Source organism: Bacteroides sp. Phil13, from assembly GCF_001940965.1.
GTDB classification, from domain to species: domain Bacteria; phylum Bacteroidota; class Bacteroidia; order Bacteroidales; family Bacteroidaceae; genus Bacteroides; species Bacteroides intestinalis.
Window position 1 is genome coordinate 81,429 of sequence record NZ_MSHA01000081.1, and the last position, 19,011, is coordinate 100,439.

The 19,011-nt window shown below is 41.8% G+C and carries 14 protein-coding genes and 1 tRNA gene; 11 read left to right on the top strand and 4 right to left on the bottom strand.

Features of this window, described 5'->3' with window-relative positions; genetic code table 11:
* The first annotated feature begins 141 nt into the window (after window positions 1–141).
* The 5 genes from BWI44_RS15090 (at window position 142) to BWI44_RS15110 (ending at window position 6,225) form a co-directional block, all read left to right on the top strand.
* Window positions 142–2,463 (top strand): transglycosylase domain-containing protein, encoded by a 2,322-nt coding sequence (locus BWI44_RS15090; RefSeq protein WP_044532122.1) that lies wholly within the window; start codon window positions 142–144, stop codon window positions 2,461–2,463.
* Between the two features lie 35 nt (window positions 2,464–2,498).
* Window positions 2,499–2,864 (top strand): 2-amino-4-hydroxy-6-hydroxymethyldihydropteridine diphosphokinase, encoded by a 366-nt coding sequence (locus tag BWI44_RS15095; protein WP_044532125.1) that lies wholly within the window; start codon window positions 2,499–2,501, stop codon window positions 2,862–2,864.
* A gap of 45 nt (window positions 2,865–2,909) precedes the next feature.
* Complete coding sequence (gene kdsB / locus BWI44_RS15100) at window positions 2,910–3,659, top strand: 3-deoxy-manno-octulosonate cytidylyltransferase (RefSeq protein ID WP_286814972.1); 750 nt, start codon at window positions 2,910–2,912, stop codon at window positions 3,657–3,659.
* Window positions 3,653–4,942, top strand: coding sequence for a M16 family metallopeptidase (locus BWI44_RS15105; RefSeq protein WP_115503283.1), 1,290 nt, complete (start codon window positions 3,653–3,655; stop codon window positions 4,940–4,942). Before kdsB ends, BWI44_RS15105 begins: the two co-directional genes overlap by 7 nt.
* 125 nt (window positions 4,943–5,067) lie before the next feature.
* Window positions 5,068–6,225 carry an MORN repeat-containing protein gene (locus BWI44_RS15110; protein ID WP_195209451.1) on the top strand — a complete coding sequence of 386 codons (1,158 nt, stop codon included), beginning with the start codon at window positions 5,068–5,070 and terminating at the stop codon, window positions 6,223–6,225.
* A gap of 88 nt (window positions 6,226–6,313) precedes the next feature.
* Here the strand turns inward: BWI44_RS15110 and BWI44_RS15115 are convergent, their stop codons facing one another.
* Window positions 6,314–7,252: a ribose-phosphate pyrophosphokinase gene (locus BWI44_RS15115; protein WP_007214035.1), complete on the bottom strand. Its 939-nt coding sequence runs from the start codon at window positions 7,250–7,252 to the stop codon at window positions 6,314–6,316.
* A 178-nt stretch (window positions 7,253–7,430) separates the two neighbouring features.
* On the opposite strand from BWI44_RS15115, the gene BWI44_RS15120 reads away from it, so the two are divergent.
* The 5 genes from BWI44_RS15120 (at window position 7,431) to BWI44_RS15140 (ending at window position 15,200) form a co-directional block, all read left to right on the top strand.
* Window positions 7,431–11,777 (top strand): DUF5113 domain-containing protein, encoded by a 4,347-nt coding sequence (locus BWI44_RS15120; RefSeq protein ID WP_195209450.1) that lies wholly within the window; start codon window positions 7,431–7,433, stop codon window positions 11,775–11,777.
* Between the two features lie 11 nt (window positions 11,778–11,788).
* A complete protein-coding gene (locus BWI44_RS15125) occupies window positions 11,789–12,517 on the top strand; it encodes a DUF5932 domain-containing protein (protein WP_007214038.1) in 729 nt (242 codons plus the stop codon).
* Window positions 12,510–13,964, top strand: coding sequence for an AbgT family transporter (locus BWI44_RS15130; RefSeq protein ID WP_115503464.1), 1,455 nt, complete (start codon window positions 12,510–12,512; stop codon window positions 13,962–13,964). Before BWI44_RS15125 ends, BWI44_RS15130 begins: the two co-directional genes overlap by 8 nt.
* 100 nt (window positions 13,965–14,064) lie before the next feature.
* Window positions 14,065–14,138 (top strand) — tRNA-Arg (locus tag BWI44_RS15135).
* A gap of 306 nt (window positions 14,139–14,444) precedes the next feature.
* Window positions 14,445–15,200, top strand: coding sequence for a tetratricopeptide repeat protein (locus tag BWI44_RS15140; protein WP_007218411.1), 756 nt, complete (start codon window positions 14,445–14,447; stop codon window positions 15,198–15,200).
* 72 nt (window positions 15,201–15,272) lie between these two features.
* On the opposite strand, the gene BWI44_RS15145 is transcribed toward BWI44_RS15140, so the two are convergent.
* From BWI44_RS15145 to BWI44_RS15155, 3 genes are read right to left on the bottom strand one after another with little or no spacing between them, the layout of a single operon-like run.
* Window positions 15,273–17,282 carry an alpha amylase C-terminal domain-containing protein gene (locus BWI44_RS15145; RefSeq protein WP_195209449.1) on the bottom strand — a complete coding sequence of 670 codons (2,010 nt, stop codon included), beginning with the start codon at window positions 17,280–17,282 and terminating at the stop codon, window positions 15,273–15,275.
* Between the two features lie 29 nt (window positions 17,283–17,311).
* Window positions 17,312–17,758 (bottom strand): NanQ anomerase/TabA/YiaL family protein, encoded by a 447-nt coding sequence (locus tag BWI44_RS15150; protein ID WP_007214042.1) that lies wholly within the window; start codon window positions 17,756–17,758, stop codon window positions 17,312–17,314.
* Between the two features lie 39 nt (window positions 17,759–17,797).
* Entirely contained in the window at window positions 17,798–18,463 is a 666-nt protein-coding gene (locus BWI44_RS15155) for a DUF2461 domain-containing protein (protein ID WP_022210103.1), read from the bottom strand.
* A gap of 300 nt (window positions 18,464–18,763) precedes the next feature.
* Here BWI44_RS15155 and BWI44_RS15160 point away from each other — a divergent pair, with 300 nt between their 5' ends.
* Window positions 18,764–19,000: a DUF6965 family protein gene (locus BWI44_RS15160; protein ID WP_195209448.1), complete on the top strand. Its 237-nt coding sequence runs from the start codon at window positions 18,764–18,766 to the stop codon at window positions 18,998–19,000.
* Window positions 19,001–19,011: the final 11 nt, after the last annotated feature.

The following is a 19,011-nucleotide window of genomic DNA, read 5'->3' on the forward strand; positions in this document are numbered from 1 at the left end:
AGTATTTCCGATGATAAAGTGTGGCGTTTTAAGAGTTTTCTATAGAATTTATAAGGGTGTTCCAATATAATTCCGTACCTTTGCCTTGTTATTTTTACAGGTAATCTATTTTATTGATTTAGTGAATTTACAGTAATAAACATGATAAAGAACATCATAAAAATCCTTTGGATATTCTTAGCCGTCATAGTATTGGCTTGCGTCACTGTTTTCTTCTCCATTGCTAAAGGTTGGATAGGCTATATGCCTCCTGTTGAAGATCTGGAAAACCCTAATTATAAGTTTGCTACACAAGTTTTCTCGGAAGACGGGAAGGTACTTGGTACTTATTCGTTTAGCAAAGAGAACCGTGTATATGTGGGCTATAATGATTTATCCCCCAATGTCATCAATGCATTGATTGCAACAGAAGATGTGCGTTTTGCCGAGCATTCCGGAATTGATGCAATTGCTCTGTTTCGCGCCATTGTGAAGCGTGGTTTATTATTCCAGAAGAATGCAGGTGGAGGTAGTACGATTACCCAACAATTATCGAAGCAGCTCTATTCGCCCAGCGCGGACAATGTAATGGAACGTTTGTTTCAGAAGCCCATTGAGTGGGTAATTGCAGTGAAATTGGAGCGTTACTATACCAAGGAAGAGATACTTACGATGTATCTTAATAAATTTGACTTTTTAAACAATGCAGTCGGTATCAAAACTGCAGCCAACACTTACTTTGGCTGTGAACCTAAAGATTTAAAAATAGAAGAAGCTGCCACTTTAGTTGGTATGTGTAAAAATCCGGCTCTTTATAATCCCGTTCGTTTCAACGAGCGTTCACGCGGACGCCGTAATGTGGTGCTCGATCAAATGCGTAAAGCAGGATATATCACTGCCGAAGAATGTGATTCACTGCAAGCACTTCCACTGACTTTGAAATATACCCGTGTTGACCATAAAGAAGGTATGGCAACCTATTTCCGCGAATATCTGCGTGGAGTATTAAATGCCAAGAAGCCTGTGAAGGGAGATTATCGAGGTTGGCAGATGCAGAAATTCTATGAGGATTCTCTTGACTGGGAAAATAATCCTTTGTTCGGCTGGTGTGAAAAGAATATGAAGAAAGATGGTTCAAAATATAACCTTTATACGGATGGTCTGAAAATCTATACGACTATTGACTCCCGTATGCAGCAATATGCAGAAGAGGCGGTAGAAGAACATTTGAAAGAACTGCAAGGCTATTTCTTCAAAGAAAAGAAAGGACGTAAAAAAGCGCCTTACAGCAACAGGATCACGCAGGAGCAGGTAGATGAAATCCTTGCCCGCACCATGAAACAGTCTGATCGTTATCGGACCATGAAGAAAGCCGGTGCATCGGATGCTCAAATTGAAAAGGCTTTCAATACACCTGAAGAAATGTCGGTATTCACCTGGAATGGTGAAAAGGATACGATCATGACGCCTATGGATTCTATCCGTTATTACAAACACTTCCTTCGTGCCGGTTTTATGTCAATGGATCCGCACAACGGACATGTAAAGGCGTATGTAGGCGGGCCTAATTATAATTACTTCCAATACGACATGGCAATGGTAGGACGTCGGCAGATTGGTTCTACTATGAAACCTTATGTATATTCACTGGCTATGGAGAATGGATTTTCTCCTTGTGATGAGATGCGGCATGTGGAGTTTCAGGGCTTCGATGAGAATGGTAAACCTTGGGCGCCTCGTAATGCAAATAATAAGCGTTACGGAGAGATGGTGACTTTGAAATGGGGACTGGCTAATTCGGACAACTGGATTACGGCGCGATTGATGAGTAAATTAAACCCGTATGAGTTAAAACGATTGTTACATAGTTTCGGTGTGCGCAATCGTGAGATTGTACCTTCTATTGCTCTTTGTCTTGGTCCTTGCGAAATCTCGGTAGGAGAGATGGTAAGTGCATATACGGCATTCCCCAATAAAGGAATTCGTGTGGCACCTATGTTTGTAACCCGTATAGAAGATAGTGATGGCAATGTACTGGCTACGTTCTCTCCGGAAATGGAAGAAGTTGTCAGCGTTTCCAGTGCTTATAAGATGTTGGTTATGCTGCGTGCGGTAATCAATGAGGGAACCGGTGGACGTGTTCGTCGCTTAGGCGTGAAAGCCGATATGGGTGGTAAAACTGGAACAACTAATTACAATGCAGATGGCTGGTTCATGGGCTTTACCCCTTCATTGGTATCCGGATGTTGGGTAGGCGGTGAAGAACGTGACATTCACTTCGATGGTATGACGCATGGGCAAGGTGCTTCTATGGCATTGCCTATCTGGTCAAAATACATGGTAAAAGTGCTTGGAGACAAAACACTGGGATATGATGAAAGTGAGACATTCCAACTCCCTGAGGGTTTTGATCCCTGTAAGGATAACGGAGACGTTGATCTGGAACCGGCATCGGAAATCGGTTTGGATGACTTCTTTGATTAAAATTCAAGTGTCGGTCTAAATTATTGATTTCGAAAGTGGTTTATACAATCAGCATCGGTAGTAACGAGCAACGGAAAAAGAATCTTTCGTTGGCGCGGAAGCGGTTGAAAGAACTGTTTCCCGGTATTCGTTTTTCTACGGAAGAAGAGACTAAACCGCTTTATTTCCGGCGTTCATCTTTATTTTCCAATCAGGTAGCACGTTTTATTTCCAATGATGATGCGGCGGAAATAACTTCTTGCCTGAAAGCTATTGAACGGGAAGCGGGACGGATACCTGAAGAGAAAAAACAAGAAATAGTCCGGTTGGATTTGGACTTATTATCATGTGATGATACGGTCTATAAACCCGACGATTTAAAAAGGGATTATATTTGCCGGGGATTGAAAGAGATAGAGTAATTTTAAATGGGTACGCGTATCTATTAAATCGTAAATATAAACATGTTGAAGTTTTTAGGAATCATTCCCGCCCGTTATGCATCCACGCGTTTTCCTGCAAAACCGTTGGCCATGCTGGGAGGTAAAACTGTAATACAGCGAGTATATGAACAAGTGGCAGGTATTCTGGACGATGCTTATGTGGCCACAGATGATGAACGGATCGAAGAAGCTGTAAAAGCTTTCGGAGGTAAAGTAGTGATGACTTCTGTGAATCATAAAAGTGGCACGGATCGTTGCTATGAAGCATATACTAAAATAGAGGGAGACTTTGATGTCATAGTCAACATTCAGGGTGACGAACCTTTTATTCAACCCTCCCAACTGGAAACTGTAAAAGCTTGCTTCGACGATATTGCGACCCAGATTGCTACACTGGTGAAACCTTTTACTCCTGAGAATGGATTTGAAGCTTTGGAGAATATCAATTCTCCGAAAGTAGTGCTGAATAAGAACATGAATGCACTCTATTTCAGCCGCTCCATTATTCCTTATCAGCGAAATGCGGAAAAACAGGATTGGCTGAAAAATCACACTTATTATAAGCATATAGGATTATACGCCTATCGTGCTGAAGTTTTAAAAGAGATTACTTCGTTGCCGCAATCTTCACTGGAACTGGCAGAATCGCTGGAACAACTTCGCTGGCTGGAGAATGGTTATACCATTAAAGCCGGTATTACCGAAGTAGAGACCATTGGCATTGATACTCCCCAGGATTTGGAAAAGGCTGAAGAATTCTTGAAAATATGTTAGACAGAACTATCCAGCCCCGTATTTGTGAGCCGGAACAACTGGCAGTGCCATCTCCCGAATGTCGGGTGATGAAAAATGGCATACCTTTATATATACTCAATGCCGGGGATAATGAAGTAGTCCGAATTGATCTGTTGATAGAAGGTGGACGCTGGCAACAGAGCCAACGTTTGCAGGCTTTGTTTACCAACCGGATGCTGCGCGAAGGTACCCGGCGTTATTCAGCCGCGGCCATTGCCGAAAAGTTGGATTACTATGGTGCCTGGTTGGAGCTTTCCAGCTCGTCCGAGTATGCTTATATCACTCTTTATTCTTTGAATAAATATCTGCCGGAAACTTTAGATGTTTTTGAATCTATCGTAAAAGAACCTCTTTTCCCTGAAAAAGAGTTGGGAGTGATTATCGACAGTAATATCCAGCAATTTCTTGTGAACTGCTCCAAGGTGGACTTTCTGGCCCATCGCACTTTGATAAATGCCGTATATGGCGATACGCATCCGTGCGGGCAATTAGTGCAGAAGGAAGATTATCATTTGATCAACCCTTCTGTCTTGCAATCGTTTTACGACCGATATTATCATTCCGGAAATTGCAGTATCTATCTTGCGGGAAAGGTCAGCGAAGACGCTATCCGTCGTATTGAAACTCTTTTTGGAAGTGAACCTTTCGGTAAAGATTTCCGGAAGCCGGAAAAACTGTCTTATGTTCCGGTAACTTCTTCTGAGAAACGTATTTTTACCGAGCGTGCCGATGCAATGCAAAGTGCTGTTCGCATGGGAATGCTTTCTTTGGATCGACGCCATCCTGACTATTTGAAAGTTCGCGTTCTGGTTACCTTGTTCGGAGGGTATTTCGGTAGCCGTTTGATGTCTAATATTCGTGAAGATAAAGGATATACGTATGGTATATCTGCCGGTATCATGCCTTATCCCGATAGTGGACTGTTGGTTGTCAATGCAGAGACTGCCAATGAATTTGTAGAGCCGCTTATCAAAGAAGTTTACCATGAAATAGACCGTCTGCAAAATGACCTCGTACCTGTCGAAGAACTTGCCATGGTGAGAAACTATATGTTGGGCGATATGTGTCGCAGCTATGAGTCTGCCTTCTCACTGGCGGATGCCTGGATCTTTATTCATACTTCCGGTCTCCCGGACTCTTATGTGAGGGATGCCGTAGAAGCTGTGAAGACAATTACTCCTGCCGAGATACGTGAACTTGCCTCACGCTATTTGTGCAAAGAGACATTAAAAGAAATCGTATCCGGCAAAAAAATGTCATAAAAGAAGTGGAATACCCCTTCCTTTTAGCAGATTAATTGTATCTTTGTGCAAATACTATATAGGACGTGTAACAAGTTGCTACGTTTACACGTCTTATTATTAAAATCGCTAATTTATAATTTTCAATGAAATATCTATATACTGCACTCATTCTGGTATTCATGTCCCAAGGCGGGGCGACGGCCCAGGAAAAGAAATTCGGTTTCTTCGACAAAGTAAAAACAACTTTCTCTTCTGAAATAAAGATAGGAACTCATACCTTCAAAGACGGTTCCGTATATACGGGTGAAATGAAAGGACGTAAACCCAACGGAAAAGGTAAGACGGTTTTCAAAAATGGCAATGTCTACGAGGGTGAATATGTGAAAGGAAAACGTGAAGGATATGGTACTTATACATTTCCTGACGGCGAAAAATACGAAGGACAATGGTTTCAAGATCAGCAACACGGTAAGGGTATCTACTATTTCATGAACAACAACCGTTATGACGGCATGTGGTTTCAGGATTATCAGCAAGGCAAAGGTACAATGTACTACTATACCGGTGATATTTACGAAGGAGACTGGGTGAATGATAAACGTGAAGGTCAAGGTACATACACTTGGAAAAACGGTTCCAAATATGAAGGTTCCTGGAAGAATGATAAGAAAGAGGGTAAAGGTACTTTTGTCTGGAATGACGGCTGTAAATACGAAGGTGACTGGAAGAACGATGTGCGTGATGGAAAAGGAACTTTCGAATATGCCAACGGAGATAAATATGTAGGCGACTGGAAAGATGATATGCAACATGGCAAAGGTATTTACTTCTTCCACACCGGCGACCGCTATGAAGGTGCGTATGTGCAGGGTGAACGTACCGGAGCCGGTATTTATTATCACGCTAACGGCAATAAATATGTAGGAAACTTCAAAGACGGCATGCAACACGGAAAAGGTGTGTTTACTTGGGCAAGTGGTGCGGTCTATGACGGCGACTGGAAAGATAACCAACGTGACGGCCGTGGAACATATAAATGGAATGTAGGTGATTCTTACGAAGGTGAATGGAAAAATAACCAGTTCAATGGTCAGGGAACCCTGATTATGACAGACGGAACTAAATATAAAGGTGGTTTTGTGAATGGTATGGAAGAAGGTAACGGTATACAGGAGGATAAAAACGGTAATCGTTACGAAGGCTTCTTCAAGCAAGGCAAAAAGCACGGTCCTTTTGTTGAAACGGATAAAAACGGGAAAGTAATAAAAAAGGGCACGTACAAAATGGGAAGACTGGAGTAGAGATTAAGATTTGAAACTTTAAATAAAAAATGAAGGCTGCGCAGTATATTGAATTGCGCAGCCTTTGTTTTTTATATCCAATTCTCTATTAGATAATATACTGCGAACTGATAGACTCATTATTCACCACTCTCTTAATGGTTTCTGCAAACATATCAGCAATACTGAGTTGTTTTACTTTCGCGCATTTCTTAGAGTAGGGGATACTATCGGTAAATACGATTTCAGTCAGACTGGATTCCTGTACACGGAAAGATGCCGGATCGGACATTACACAGTGGCTTGCAATAGCGCGTACTGATTTAGCACCAGCATCCAACATAATGTTAGCTGCTTTAGTGATAGTACCGGCTGTATCTACGATGTCATCTACCAATACTACGTTCTTATCGGTTACATCACCGATAATCTGCATGGATGCAACTTCGTTTGCTTTCTCACGTGATTTGTTGCACAATACCAGGGGAACTCCCAAATACTTTGAGAATGTGCTGGCACGTTTGGAACCACCCACATCCGGCGTGGCGATTACAAGATCTTTCAGTTTCAAGGACTCGATATAGGGTAGGAACACTGCCGAAGCATACAAGTGATCTACCGGAATGTTGAAGAAACCTTGGATTTGATCAGCATGGAGATCCATCGTAATCAAACGATCGATACCTGCTACTGAAAGTAAATCAGCTACTAACTTTGCGCCGATAGAAACGCGAGGTTTGTCTTTTCTGTCCTGTCGTGCCCAACCGAAATATGGAATGACTGCAACAACGCTTTTAGCAGACGCTCTTTTAGCTGCGTCGATCATCAGCAGAAGTTCCATTAAATTGTCGGAATTAGGGAAGGTGGATTGAACCAGGAATACATGTGCGCCACGAATTGACTCTTCATAGGAAACAGCAAACTCACCATCAGCAAAGTGGGTGATGTTCATCTTTCCCAGAGGGCAATCAAGGCTTGCGCAGATTTTCTCTGCAAGGTATCTCGAGTTAGTTCCGGAGAATACCATTACGGGTGCTTTTTCGCTCATTTTGTAATAGATGTTACCTATTTGTTTAATACGGCTGCAAAGTTATGAATTTCCCGCTACATTCTACAAGACTTATTGTAGAAAAATCTTTTTTCTTTCCCGGATTTATTTGTAGCTTTGCTAAGTGAAACGGTTTCCTCATATACGATTGGTGGGCTTACTGTGTTTTTGCATAGTAATGATTTCTTGTGTGGGTACTGCTCCCACCAAGGAAGTACATCTTATCGATTCGCTCAACCAAGTGGCTTATTCTTATCGTTATAAAGACCTGGACTCTTCTTGTCATGCTGCCACACAAGCTTATGGAAAAGTGAATCTGTATAGTCAGGGGAAAGCGGAAGCATCCAATAATCTGGGCTTTTGTGCTTTTATGCGCATGGATTTTGAGAAAGCGGAGAAATTTCATAAAGATGTGTATAGTCTGACAAAAAATGAACTGGAACAGCTGGTTGCCGATATCGGACTGATGAAAATCTATCAGCGGACAGCCATGAATAAAGAATTTTATGACTATCGGAACAGTGCCCTCCGCCGCATGAAACGTATAGATGAAGATAACAAGCTCTTCGTAGATAAGCACGAACGGTTGAGATTGAACTATGCATACTCCGAATTTTATATTGTTTCCGCTGTCTATTACTACTATCTGCAACAACGTCCGGAAGCGGTGGCTTCCATCAACGAAATCTATCCGCAAGAAGAACTTGCGGCAGACACGAACCAGTTATTGTATTATCATTATATAAAAGGATCAGCGGCGCTTTGTGAGGGCGAAACTGCAGACGAACGTCGTTTACGTGAATTCGACGAGCTGTATACAACGTGGAAATTGGCATCCCGTGGAGGATACTTGTATTTTGAAGGTAATGGAGTGCAGGGGCTTGCTAACCTGATGGCGTCTCCCGATAATTATGATTTCTTCCAAGGCAGGCGGTCTCATGCATTGAAACAGTTTGGTGTACCTGTGGATTCCCTGTTGCCTATGCATTTAGGACAATTGGCTTTGAAGAAATTCAAGCAATATAATGATGTGTATCAGATAGCCGGTGCCTATGTCTCTATTGGGAAATATCTGAATGCGCATGATAACTATGCCGAAGCATTGGACACTCTGACGCTTGCCTTAGAATGTGTGAACAGCCATCATCGCCGTTTTTATGATTGCCATGATAGCCTGGATTGGTTGAAAACCTATGATATGCGGGATACCATTTCTTCAGAAAAAGCATGGATAGAGCGTAAGTTACGAACCGTTCCAGAATGGATTTCACGTATTCGCGAACAACTGAGTGTTACGTATGCCGGACTGGAAATGAAGCAACACTCCGATTATAATCGCAATATTTATCTGGATATTCTGGAAGATACCCGTCAGGATAAGGAGTTAGAAAGCCGCTATCAGGCTTTGGAAAGTGAAGCCCGGCAACTCAATATTTTACTCTTCTTCGTGATTGTCGGTTTTATACTGGTGGTTATATTCTTTTGGATATTCAATAAGCGGTCTAAAGAACGTAATCATGTCCATTTGCACCGTTTGAGGCAGATGTTGGACATTTGTCAGAAAATAACTGCTTCTATTCCCACGGACGCGCAGACGGAAGAAGAGATTGTAGATGCCATTCTTTCTGCTGTGCAGACAGATATAGAGGAACTTTTCAGTGTAAAAGACATCCGGATAGAAGATGGGCAGTTGGTATTACCCAAACGTCTTACAAAGGATGAGAAGGCAATACTACATGTGATTGCTCCTTATATTACATGGGCGCTTGACAACGGTATGACTTCCATCTCGCTGGGTGACGAACGTCGCCGGTTGGAGAAAGAACGGTACGTGTACGAACAGCATATAGCCGGAAATAAACGTCAGAATCTTATAAAGAAAGCGTGTATGGCCATTGTGAATGGTATTCATCCGTATATAGACCGTATTATTAATGAAGTACATAAACTGACGGAAAAGGGTTTTATCCATGACGAACACATCAAAGCTGAAAAGTATCAATATATGGACGAATTGGTGACAACCATCAATGAATACAATGATATCCTTGCTTTATGGATTAAAATGAAACAGGGTAGCCTGAGCTTGAATATAGAAACATTCGGATTGAACGAGCTTTTCGATCTGATACGGAAAGGAGGCCGTGCCTTCGAAATGAAGCAGCAACAACTGGAAGTGACGCCAACGGATACCTGTGTGAAAGCTGACAAGGCATTGACGTTGTTCATGATAAACACGCTTGCAGAAAATGCCCGTAAATATACTCCAAAGGGAGGCAAGGTAAAAGTCTATGCAAATCCGACAGAAGAATATGTGGAAATCTCAGTAGAAGATACTGGTTATGGCCTTTCAGAAGAAGATGTGACGCGTATTGTCGGTGAGAAATTGTATAATTCGCAGGAAATAGGCGTACAGGATGCTGCCGACCGGGAAGAACTACTGAAAAACAAAGGGAGCGGCTTCGGCCTGATGAATTGTAAAGGTATCATTGAGAAATACCGGAAGACGAACGAAGTATTCAGAGTCTGTTTGTTCAATGTAGAAAGTACTTTAGGGAAGGGCAGTCGTTTTTATTTCCGTTTGCCTACAGGAGTGCGTAAAACTTTGATGGTATTTCTGTGCATATTCTTTTCTATAGGCATGAGTTCATGCAATAAAGCAGTAGAGGAAGCGGTGATGCAACCGGATGAAATCTATGCGCAAACGGCTCAGGATTCTTTGTCATTAGCTGCGGAAAATGAGTTTGAAGCTCTGTTGAATGAGGCGTCCGACTATGCCAATGATGCCTATTATAGTAATGTGGAAGGAAATTTTGAACAGGCTTTGGAATATGTAGATTCTGCCATGTCTTGCCTGAATGCGCATTATAAGAGGTATGCCCAGGAGCCGCAGCGCTATATGTCATTGAGAGGAGAAGGGGAGCCGGGTGAGTTATCCTGGTGGAATGATCTTTTCAATTCGGACTTTCATGTCATTCTGGATATCCGGAATGAGGCGGCTGTCGCTTTTCTTGCGTTGAAACAATGGGATGCATACAGTTATAATAATGCCGCTTATACGACTTTGTACAAATTGCTGGGTGAAGATCAGTCTTTGGAGGAATATTGCCGTCAGTTGGAACGTTCCACCAATAATAAGATGGTGGGGGTTATCCTGTTTATCGGACTTATAGCTATGTTGCTCTTGGGATATTACATCCTGTATATTCGCAAACGTCTTGTAAACCGTTGGAATCTGGAACAGGTTTTGGAAATCAATAGACAGATCTTTGCTGCCTCCCTGATACAAGTTCCCGAAACAGAAGAGGCATTGCAACGGGAAGAAGATACCCTGAAAGCTATTCCTCAACGTATCGTTGACGAAGGCTTTGATGCCGTAAATGAGTTGCTAAGTATTGATCGGTTGGGAATCGCCGTTTATAATGAAACGACACATCAACTGGAATATGCGTCAAATTCTATAGAAAAAGAGTTGTCCTCTACGGGAGATAATGGATCATCTGCGGCAGAAGATGAACTTTGGAAGGAAGTAGTTCAACGCTGTTTTGAACAGCATACTCAACTGTCCGCACCGGGATTTGAAGCTTTGCCTTTGGTGGTGGATGCTGCGGGTGATTCGCGCTGTGTGGGTGTGTTATATCTAGAACGGCAAGAGAATGTTGATCAAGAGACAGCTCATCTATTGCTGGAATTGATTGCGCGGTATATAGCGATTGTGGTCTTCAATGCAGTTGTGAAACTGGCAACAAAATACCGCGACATCGAAGCTGCGCATGAAGAAGCACACCGGGCGTCATGGGAGGACGGTATGTTGCATGTGCAGAATATGGTGCTTGATAATTGTCTTTCCACCATCAAGCACGAGACAATTTATTATCCGAATAAGATCAAGCAACTCATTGGTAAACTCCGTTCAGGTATTCTCTCTGAAACGGAAGAAAAAGAGACGGTTTCAGCTATCAGCGAATTGATAGAATATTATAAAGGTATATTTACCATCTTGAGTTCGTGCGCATCGCGACAGTTGGAAGAAGTTACGTTCCGTCGCGGGATAATTTCCGTACCGGAGTTGTTTGCTCTGGCAGAAAAGTATTTCCGTAAAGCAAATAAGGGAAAAGGGGTTGCTGTATCTTTCTCTACAAGAGCTATTGATGAAAGAGTGGTCGGAGATTTTATCCAACTCCGCTTCTTATTGGAGAATCTGATAGACGAAGCCTTGTCTGTTCCTCTGGATGGAGAAATACATTTGGCGGCAGCAGTAGACGGAGAATATATTCGTTTCCTTTTCACTGATATGCGAAGGACGAAAACCCGTGAGGAATTAAATCAACTTTTCTATCCAAACCTGGAACGTATGACGGCAACAGGAGAAAAAGGAGAGTTGCAAGGTACGGAGTATCTCGTCTGCAAGCAGATTATTCGTGACCATGACGAGTTTGCTGGAAAACGTGGCTGTCGCATCAATGCTGAACCGGCTGAGAATGGCGGATTTACAGTTTATTTTACGATACCGAGAAGAAAATAAAATTAAATAATATGGAAGACAAAAAATTCAAAGTAATTATTGTAGAAGACGTCAAGCTTGAACTGAAAGGAACGGAAGAAATCTTCCGCCATGAAATACCCAACGCGGAAGTTATCGGTACGGCCATGACCGAAAGTGAATTCTGGACATTGATAGAGGCCGGAGTTCCTGATTTGGTATTGCTGGATTTAGGGTTGGGTGGTTCTACTACTATTGGTGTGGATATCTGCCGGAATATCTTTAAGCGCTATCCGGGAGTACACGTACTCATATTTACCGGAGAAATTCTGAATGAAAAGCTTTGGGTGGATGTTCTGAATGCGGGTGCTGACGGTATTATTTTGAAAACAGGTGAGCTGCTTACGAAAACAGATGTACAGGCAGTAATGGATGGAAAGAAGCTGGTTTTTAATTATCCTATTCTGGAAAAAATTGTAGACCGTTTCAAGCAATCTGTTGCGAATGATGCTAAACGTCAGGAAGCGGTTATCAGTTATGATATTGATGAGTATGACGAACGTTTCCTACGCCATCTGGCATTGGGGTATACCAAAGATATGATTGCTAACCTGAAAGGCATGCCTTTTGGAGTTAAATCTCTGGAAAAGCGTCAGAATGATTTGGTAAACCGTCTGTTTCCACAAGGAGAGCGGGTAGGAGTGAATGCAACCCGTCTGGTTGTGCGTGCTTTGGAACTCCGTATTCTTGATATAGATAATCTGGAAGCAGATGATGAATAACAAATGGCGTCTACCGCATCCGGCAACAATGTTTCTCTTGTTGACGCTGGCTGTCATTGTCCTATCATGGATATTTGACATTTACGGCCTGAGCGTGTTTCAACCGCAAACAGGGGAGGAGATACGGGTACAAAGTTTGCTTAGTCCGGAAGGTGTTCGTTGGCTGTTGCGGCATGTGGTTACTAATTTCACGGGGTTTGCTCCGCTGGGCTTGGTAATTGTGGCTATGTTTGGTATCGGGGTGGCACAACATTCAGGTTTTATAGATGCTTGTATCCGCGGTGGGGCACGTCGTAAGCATAATCTATGGCGCATGGTGATACTGGTTATTTTCTTGGGATTGCTTTCCAATATAGTAGGTGATGCCGGATATATAATTCTTTTACCGATTGCAGCAACTTTATTCCATTCGGTCGGGCTGCATCCGGTTGCAGGTATTATTACGGCATACGTTTCTGTTTCGTGTGGGTATAGCGCTAACCTGATGCTGAGTACTTTGGATCCTATGCTTGCTGCCACTACCCAGGAAGCTGCGGACATGGCAAATGTATCACCTGGAAATACAGGGCCTTTATGCAATTACTATTTCTTGTTTGCATCTACTTTTTTGCTGGCTTTTATTATTTATCAGGTAACCCGCCGTAATCTTCTTCCGGCTTTGGGAGAATATGCCGGTCATATTCGTTTCAATGGTTATAAGCAATTATCCCGTAAAGAACGTCGTGCTATGATAGGTGCAGTATCTATCGGGGTGATTTATACAACCGTGATTCTTTGGGCTACTTTCTCTTCATGGGGTATTTTGCGTAGTGTGAATGGTGGTCTGATCCGTTCTCCTTTTATAGAGGGCATTCTGTTTCTGCTTTCTTTTGGTATCGGGCTTATGGGGATGGTTTATGGCTTTGCTTCCGGTCGTTATCGTACAGATGGAGATGTGATTGAGGGGCTTACTCAACCTATGAAATTGTTGGGTGTTTACTTTGTTATCACTTTCTTTGCTGCTCAGATGTTTGCGTGTTTCGAGTATTCTCATTTGGATAAATGTATAGCCATTATGGGAGCGGACATGCTTTCGTCCATCCATCTTGGGAGTTTATGGATACTCATTCTATTTATTCTCTTTACAGCACTTGTGAACCTTATTATGGTTTCTGCCACTGCCAAGTGGACTTTCATGTCCTTCATCTTTGTTCCGTTCTTTGCCAATATGGGGATTTCTCCGGATATGGTGCAATGCGCCTTTCGTATTGGTGACAGTGCCACCAATGCCATCACTCCTTTCATGTTCTACATGCCTCTTATCCTTACTTACATGCAGCAATATGATAAGCAAGCGACCTATGGTTCATTACTGAAATATACTTGGAGATACTCTCTCTATATATTATTAGCCTGGACTTTGTTATTTATTTTATGGTATGTAACTGGTTTACCATTAGGATTATAACATCTAATCGGATATAAAAGTATCTATTTACAAAATATTTTCTGCGTAAAATCTTTGCAAATTTCACAGAAAAGCGTACCTTTACACCGCAATTAAGGATGGTTCCGTAGCTCAGCTGGATAGAGCAACGCCCTTCTAAGGCGTGGGTCTTGCGTTCGAATCGCAACGGAATCACAGAAGAAAAGTCGCAAATCGCTAATAAATAAGCGTTTGCGACTTTTCTATTTCATTAATTAGGGTAATTCTGTAGAATACGGGGATTTTTCTGTATGATTTATTTTCATTCTGAATATAATCTATTTTGATTATGTGCACAATTTGTTTTTCTCATGCTGTTTGTCTCTAGATAGTTCCCCTTGAAATTTACGTAAAATAACATTTGTTACAGCTGTCCTAAAAACTACAAAAAAGTTAAAATGGTTTTGCTTCTATAGCTATGAACACTAATTTTGGAATATCAACTTTTAAAATTTAAAGCACATGAAAAAATTTTTGTTATCTATTGCGCTGTGTTGTGCAGCAACTAACTTTTTTGCGCAAACTACAGAACCTGGAAATCTAATTAACGAAGGAAAGGCAGCACTCGAAGCCAAAAATTACCAGGAAGCATTTACAAAATTCAGTACCTACCTGACACAGACAAACAATCAGGACTCTGTTATCGCTTACAACTGCGGCGTTTGCGCCGATAAAATCAAAAAACCGGAAGAAGCTCTCAAGTATTTTGATATTGCTATTCAAAAGAAATATAATCTGGGAAATGCATATGTAGGTAAAGCCGGTGCATTGAAGGATTTGAAAAAAGACAGTGAGTATCTTGCCACTCTGAAAGAGGGTATAGAAGCAGCTCCGGAAAACAAGACATTGAAAAGACTTCATGCTAATTATTATCTGAATGCCGGTATCAAAGCACAAAAGGCTAATAAACTGGATGATGCTGAGGAAGCTTTCAAACAAGTACTTGCTGACGATGAAAAGAATACCAATGCATTGTACAGCTTGGGTACACTTTCTTATAATAAGGCAGCTTTAGTTTTGAAGAATGCAGCACCATTGGCTAATTCAGATAAAGCTAAGTACGATGCACAGAAAGAAATCGCTGACAAGAACTTCCAGAATGCTAAAACGTATCTGGAACGTGCACTCCCCTTACTCTCGGCAGACAAACCTCGTGAAAAAAGTATGATAGATAATATTAAGAAACTATTACCGCAAATTGAAGCGCAATTGAAATAATCTATCGAAAAGAAGAATAAAAAAGCCGTGTTGGAATTTCCCGACACGGCTTTCTTATTTATAGTATGTTATTTATTTCGTTTTCTTCAATACTACTGCTGTACGGGCAGGAATATATAACTTCAACCATTCCTTCTTCTCTTTTTCATAAAGAGGATCAGCAATAGTGAAATGTTTTACAGTGTCATCAGTCAATCCATTACCGCCATAAGCAGGATTATCCGTATTCAATACTACTTCATATGTGCCCGGAGAAACCAGGAAGCCATAATCGGTAAATGACTGTTTGGGATTGAAATTGAACACAAAGACATAATCCTTACGCATATATGCCAATACCTGATCGCCGTCATTGTGCCAGATTTCCTGAACAGGTGTTGCCTGGAACGCTTTCACGCTCTTAATGATTTTGAGCATACCAGCATCAAAGTCAGCCATATAGTGGTAAGTAAGATTCTTGTTATCTACCAGATCCCACTGACGGCGGGCATACTTGCATGACCATCCATTACCTTCACGTGGAAAATCAATCCATTCGGGGTGACCGAATTCGTTGCCCATGAAGTTAAGATAACCACCATTGATAGTACTTGAAGTCAGTAAACGTATCATCTTGTGAAGAGCAATACCACGATTTACTGTGTAGTTTTCATCGCCTTTCTGCATATGCCAGTACATATCGGCATCTATCAGACGGAAGATAATCGTCTTATCACCCACTAATGCCTGGTCGTGACTTTCTGCATAAGATATGGTCTTTTCATCTTTACGACGATTGGTTACTTCCCAGAACATGCTGGACGGTTTCCAGTCTTCGTCTATTTTTTCTTTGATGGTCTTGATCCAATAATCGGGGATATTCATCGCCATACGGTAGTCGAAACCATAGCCGCCGTCTTCAACTTTAGCTGCAAGACCGGGCATTCCCGATACTTCTTCGGCGATCGTTATTGCTTTGGAATTTACTTCGTGGATAAGTTTGTTGGCAAGTGTCAGGTAGCAAATGGCATTGTCATCCTGATGGCCATTGAAATAGTCTCCATAATTACAGAAGGCTTCACCCAGTCCGTGACTATAATAGAGCATAGATGTTACACCATCGAACCGGAAGCCGTCGAATCCGTATTCCTCAAGCCAGTACTTACAGTTGGAGAGAAGAAAATGGATAACTTCATTCTTTCCATAGTCGAAACAAAGTGAGTCCCAAGCCGGATGTTCACGTCGTGCGCCGGGGTAGAAGTATTGATTCGGATCACCGGCAAAATTGCCCAAGCCTTCCACTTCATTCTTTACTGCATGAGAATGAACGATGTCCATAATCACTGCAATACCCAATCCGTGTGCGGTATCGATCAACTCCTTCAATTCTTCCGGAGTACCGAAACGGGAAGAAGCGGCAAAGAAACTGGATACATGGTAACCGAAACTACCGTAGTAGGGATGTTCCTGAATTGCCATGATTTGAATGCAATTGTATCCGGCTTTAGCTATGCGCGGAAGAGTTTTTTCACGGAACTCGTTGTAAGTTCCTACTTTATCTTCCTGTTGCGCCATACCGATGTGGCATTCGTAGATAAGCAAAGGATCCGTATTAGGTTTAAATGTACGCTTCTTTACTTTATATGGCTTTTCCGGTGACCAGACCTGCGCACTAAAAATCTTGGTTTGCTCGTCTTGTACCACCCGTGTTGCCCAGGCAGGAATACGTTCTCCGCAACCGCCTTCCCAATGTACAATGAGTTTGTATAAATCACCGTGTCTCATGGCATCTGCCGGAAGTTTGATTTCCCAAACACCATAATCCTTACGTTTCAGACTGTACTTCTTCAGTTCTTTCCATTCATTGAATGTGCCCACCATAAATATTTCTGTGGCGTTGGGTGCCCATTCACGGAAAATCCAGCCGTCAGCAGTACGGTGAAGTCCGAAATATAAATATCCCGAGGCAAAATCAGACAAAGTCTGTTTCCCTTTGTTCGTCAGTTCAGCCTCTTTGTCTAATACATGCTGATGACGGCCTTTGATGGCATCTTCGAAAGGTTCCAGCCAGGGGTCGTTTTTGATCAAATTCAATGTTTCCATAAAGGATGAGTTTTTGATTGATTGGATTATTATGCTTTCACTTTCACAATGACTTTCTTCACACCGTCAGGAGAAATGCCGGGAGCATGTCCGTCTTGAGGGAAGAATATAGCAAACATTCCAGGTTTTACAGTGATATAAGTTTCAGCCAGTCCTTCGAAGAAAGTAATATCTTTCTCTGCATTGTAGGGAGCATCAGCCGGTACGCAATCTTTTCCTGCGGTATAGCCCATTACTTCCGCACCGGAGAGAGGAATCTGGATATCTATAAATTCATTGTGTGTTTCCAGTTTGGCTTGTTCTTTAGCTTTAGGGGTAGTTTGAGCTACGTTTACAACCAGGTCTTTACCTTTCAGTTCGGTTTTGCCAACTTCCATTGCGTTCAAGTCATGCGATTGCAAGAATTCAATAGCTTGGGCGAACAAGGGGTTCAACGATGCATATTTTTCTAAATTTTCTAATCTATCTACTACCATAGCTTTAATGTTTTAAGTTAGTTATATTATTATCAAATTTTATTCAAAGTCGTCAATCGTGTAGTTCAGGAAATCAGCAAAAGGTTTCATTTGCTTGAAGATTTCCGCCGTACGATCTACGCAATCGGATGCCAGAAAGAAGCTGTCCGGTTGATTGCAGTAACAGGTATATTCCTTGCATTTCAGATATTGTACATATTCAAAATCCTTTGGAAACCCTTTGGGAGCTGTTTTCAGGAAATCTTCGCCTATTACCGGGAAGTATTGCTTGAAATCCGGATTTTCAACTATACCGCGAAATTCGTCTATGTTATCATACACTGCCTGTCGCACGGCTTTCAACGTCTTAGGAGGCAGGCAATAGCTACCACCTGCCAACAGACAGTTGCCCGGTTCAATGTGAACATAGTAACCGCAGTGGTCTGATTTCTTACCGCGGGCGTTGATGTATCCGCCCAAATGAGTTTTATACGGGGTCTTGTCCTGCGAAAAGCGCGTATCACGATAAATCCGGTAAGTACAGTCTTTGACTTGAACGCCACGAATACTTTCATCGAAAAGCGAGATACGGGTAATTATAGCCGATAACAAGTTCTCAAACTCCCCACGGGCTTCTTCATACAAGTCCTTATGAGCATTGAACCATTCGCGATTATTGTTAGCGGACACTTCTTTCAAGAATTGAAAAATAACAGGGATGTTCATATTGGTATTTTCCTTATTATCTGACAAAATTACGCATAATTTTCCTAACATGCTACAAAGAGGGACAAAAAAAGCATCGGCTCTGGTAAACCGATGCTCCTTACACATTTATCAATCAAACAGACGCTTCTGTTTTTGATGTACTTACTTATCACAAGCGGGTACAGTCTCCTTTAATTAATCTTATATCTAATACTATGAAAAACACAATTATATAACACACCTCCACAGAAAAAGTTCGAAGGGGTATGTGCGTTTTTATCATTTGTTTATATCTTTGTAGAAAAATTATACGAACGTATGGAATATAAGTATGATGAGGAAAGTGTGAATGCCCTGATGAAGTGGGCTGAGAACACACAGTTACCCAAAGAGTTACAGCTAAGTGAGGCCGAAAATATTATGAATCTTAAGCAATATGTGGTGGCAAATATAAATGATATCAAAGCACATTACCCGGATGAGTTTTACAATCCAGCCATTACGCGTCTGTACAGACTGAAGGAAAAACTGGAAGGAGAAAGAACCACGGAGTAGAACAGAACTCC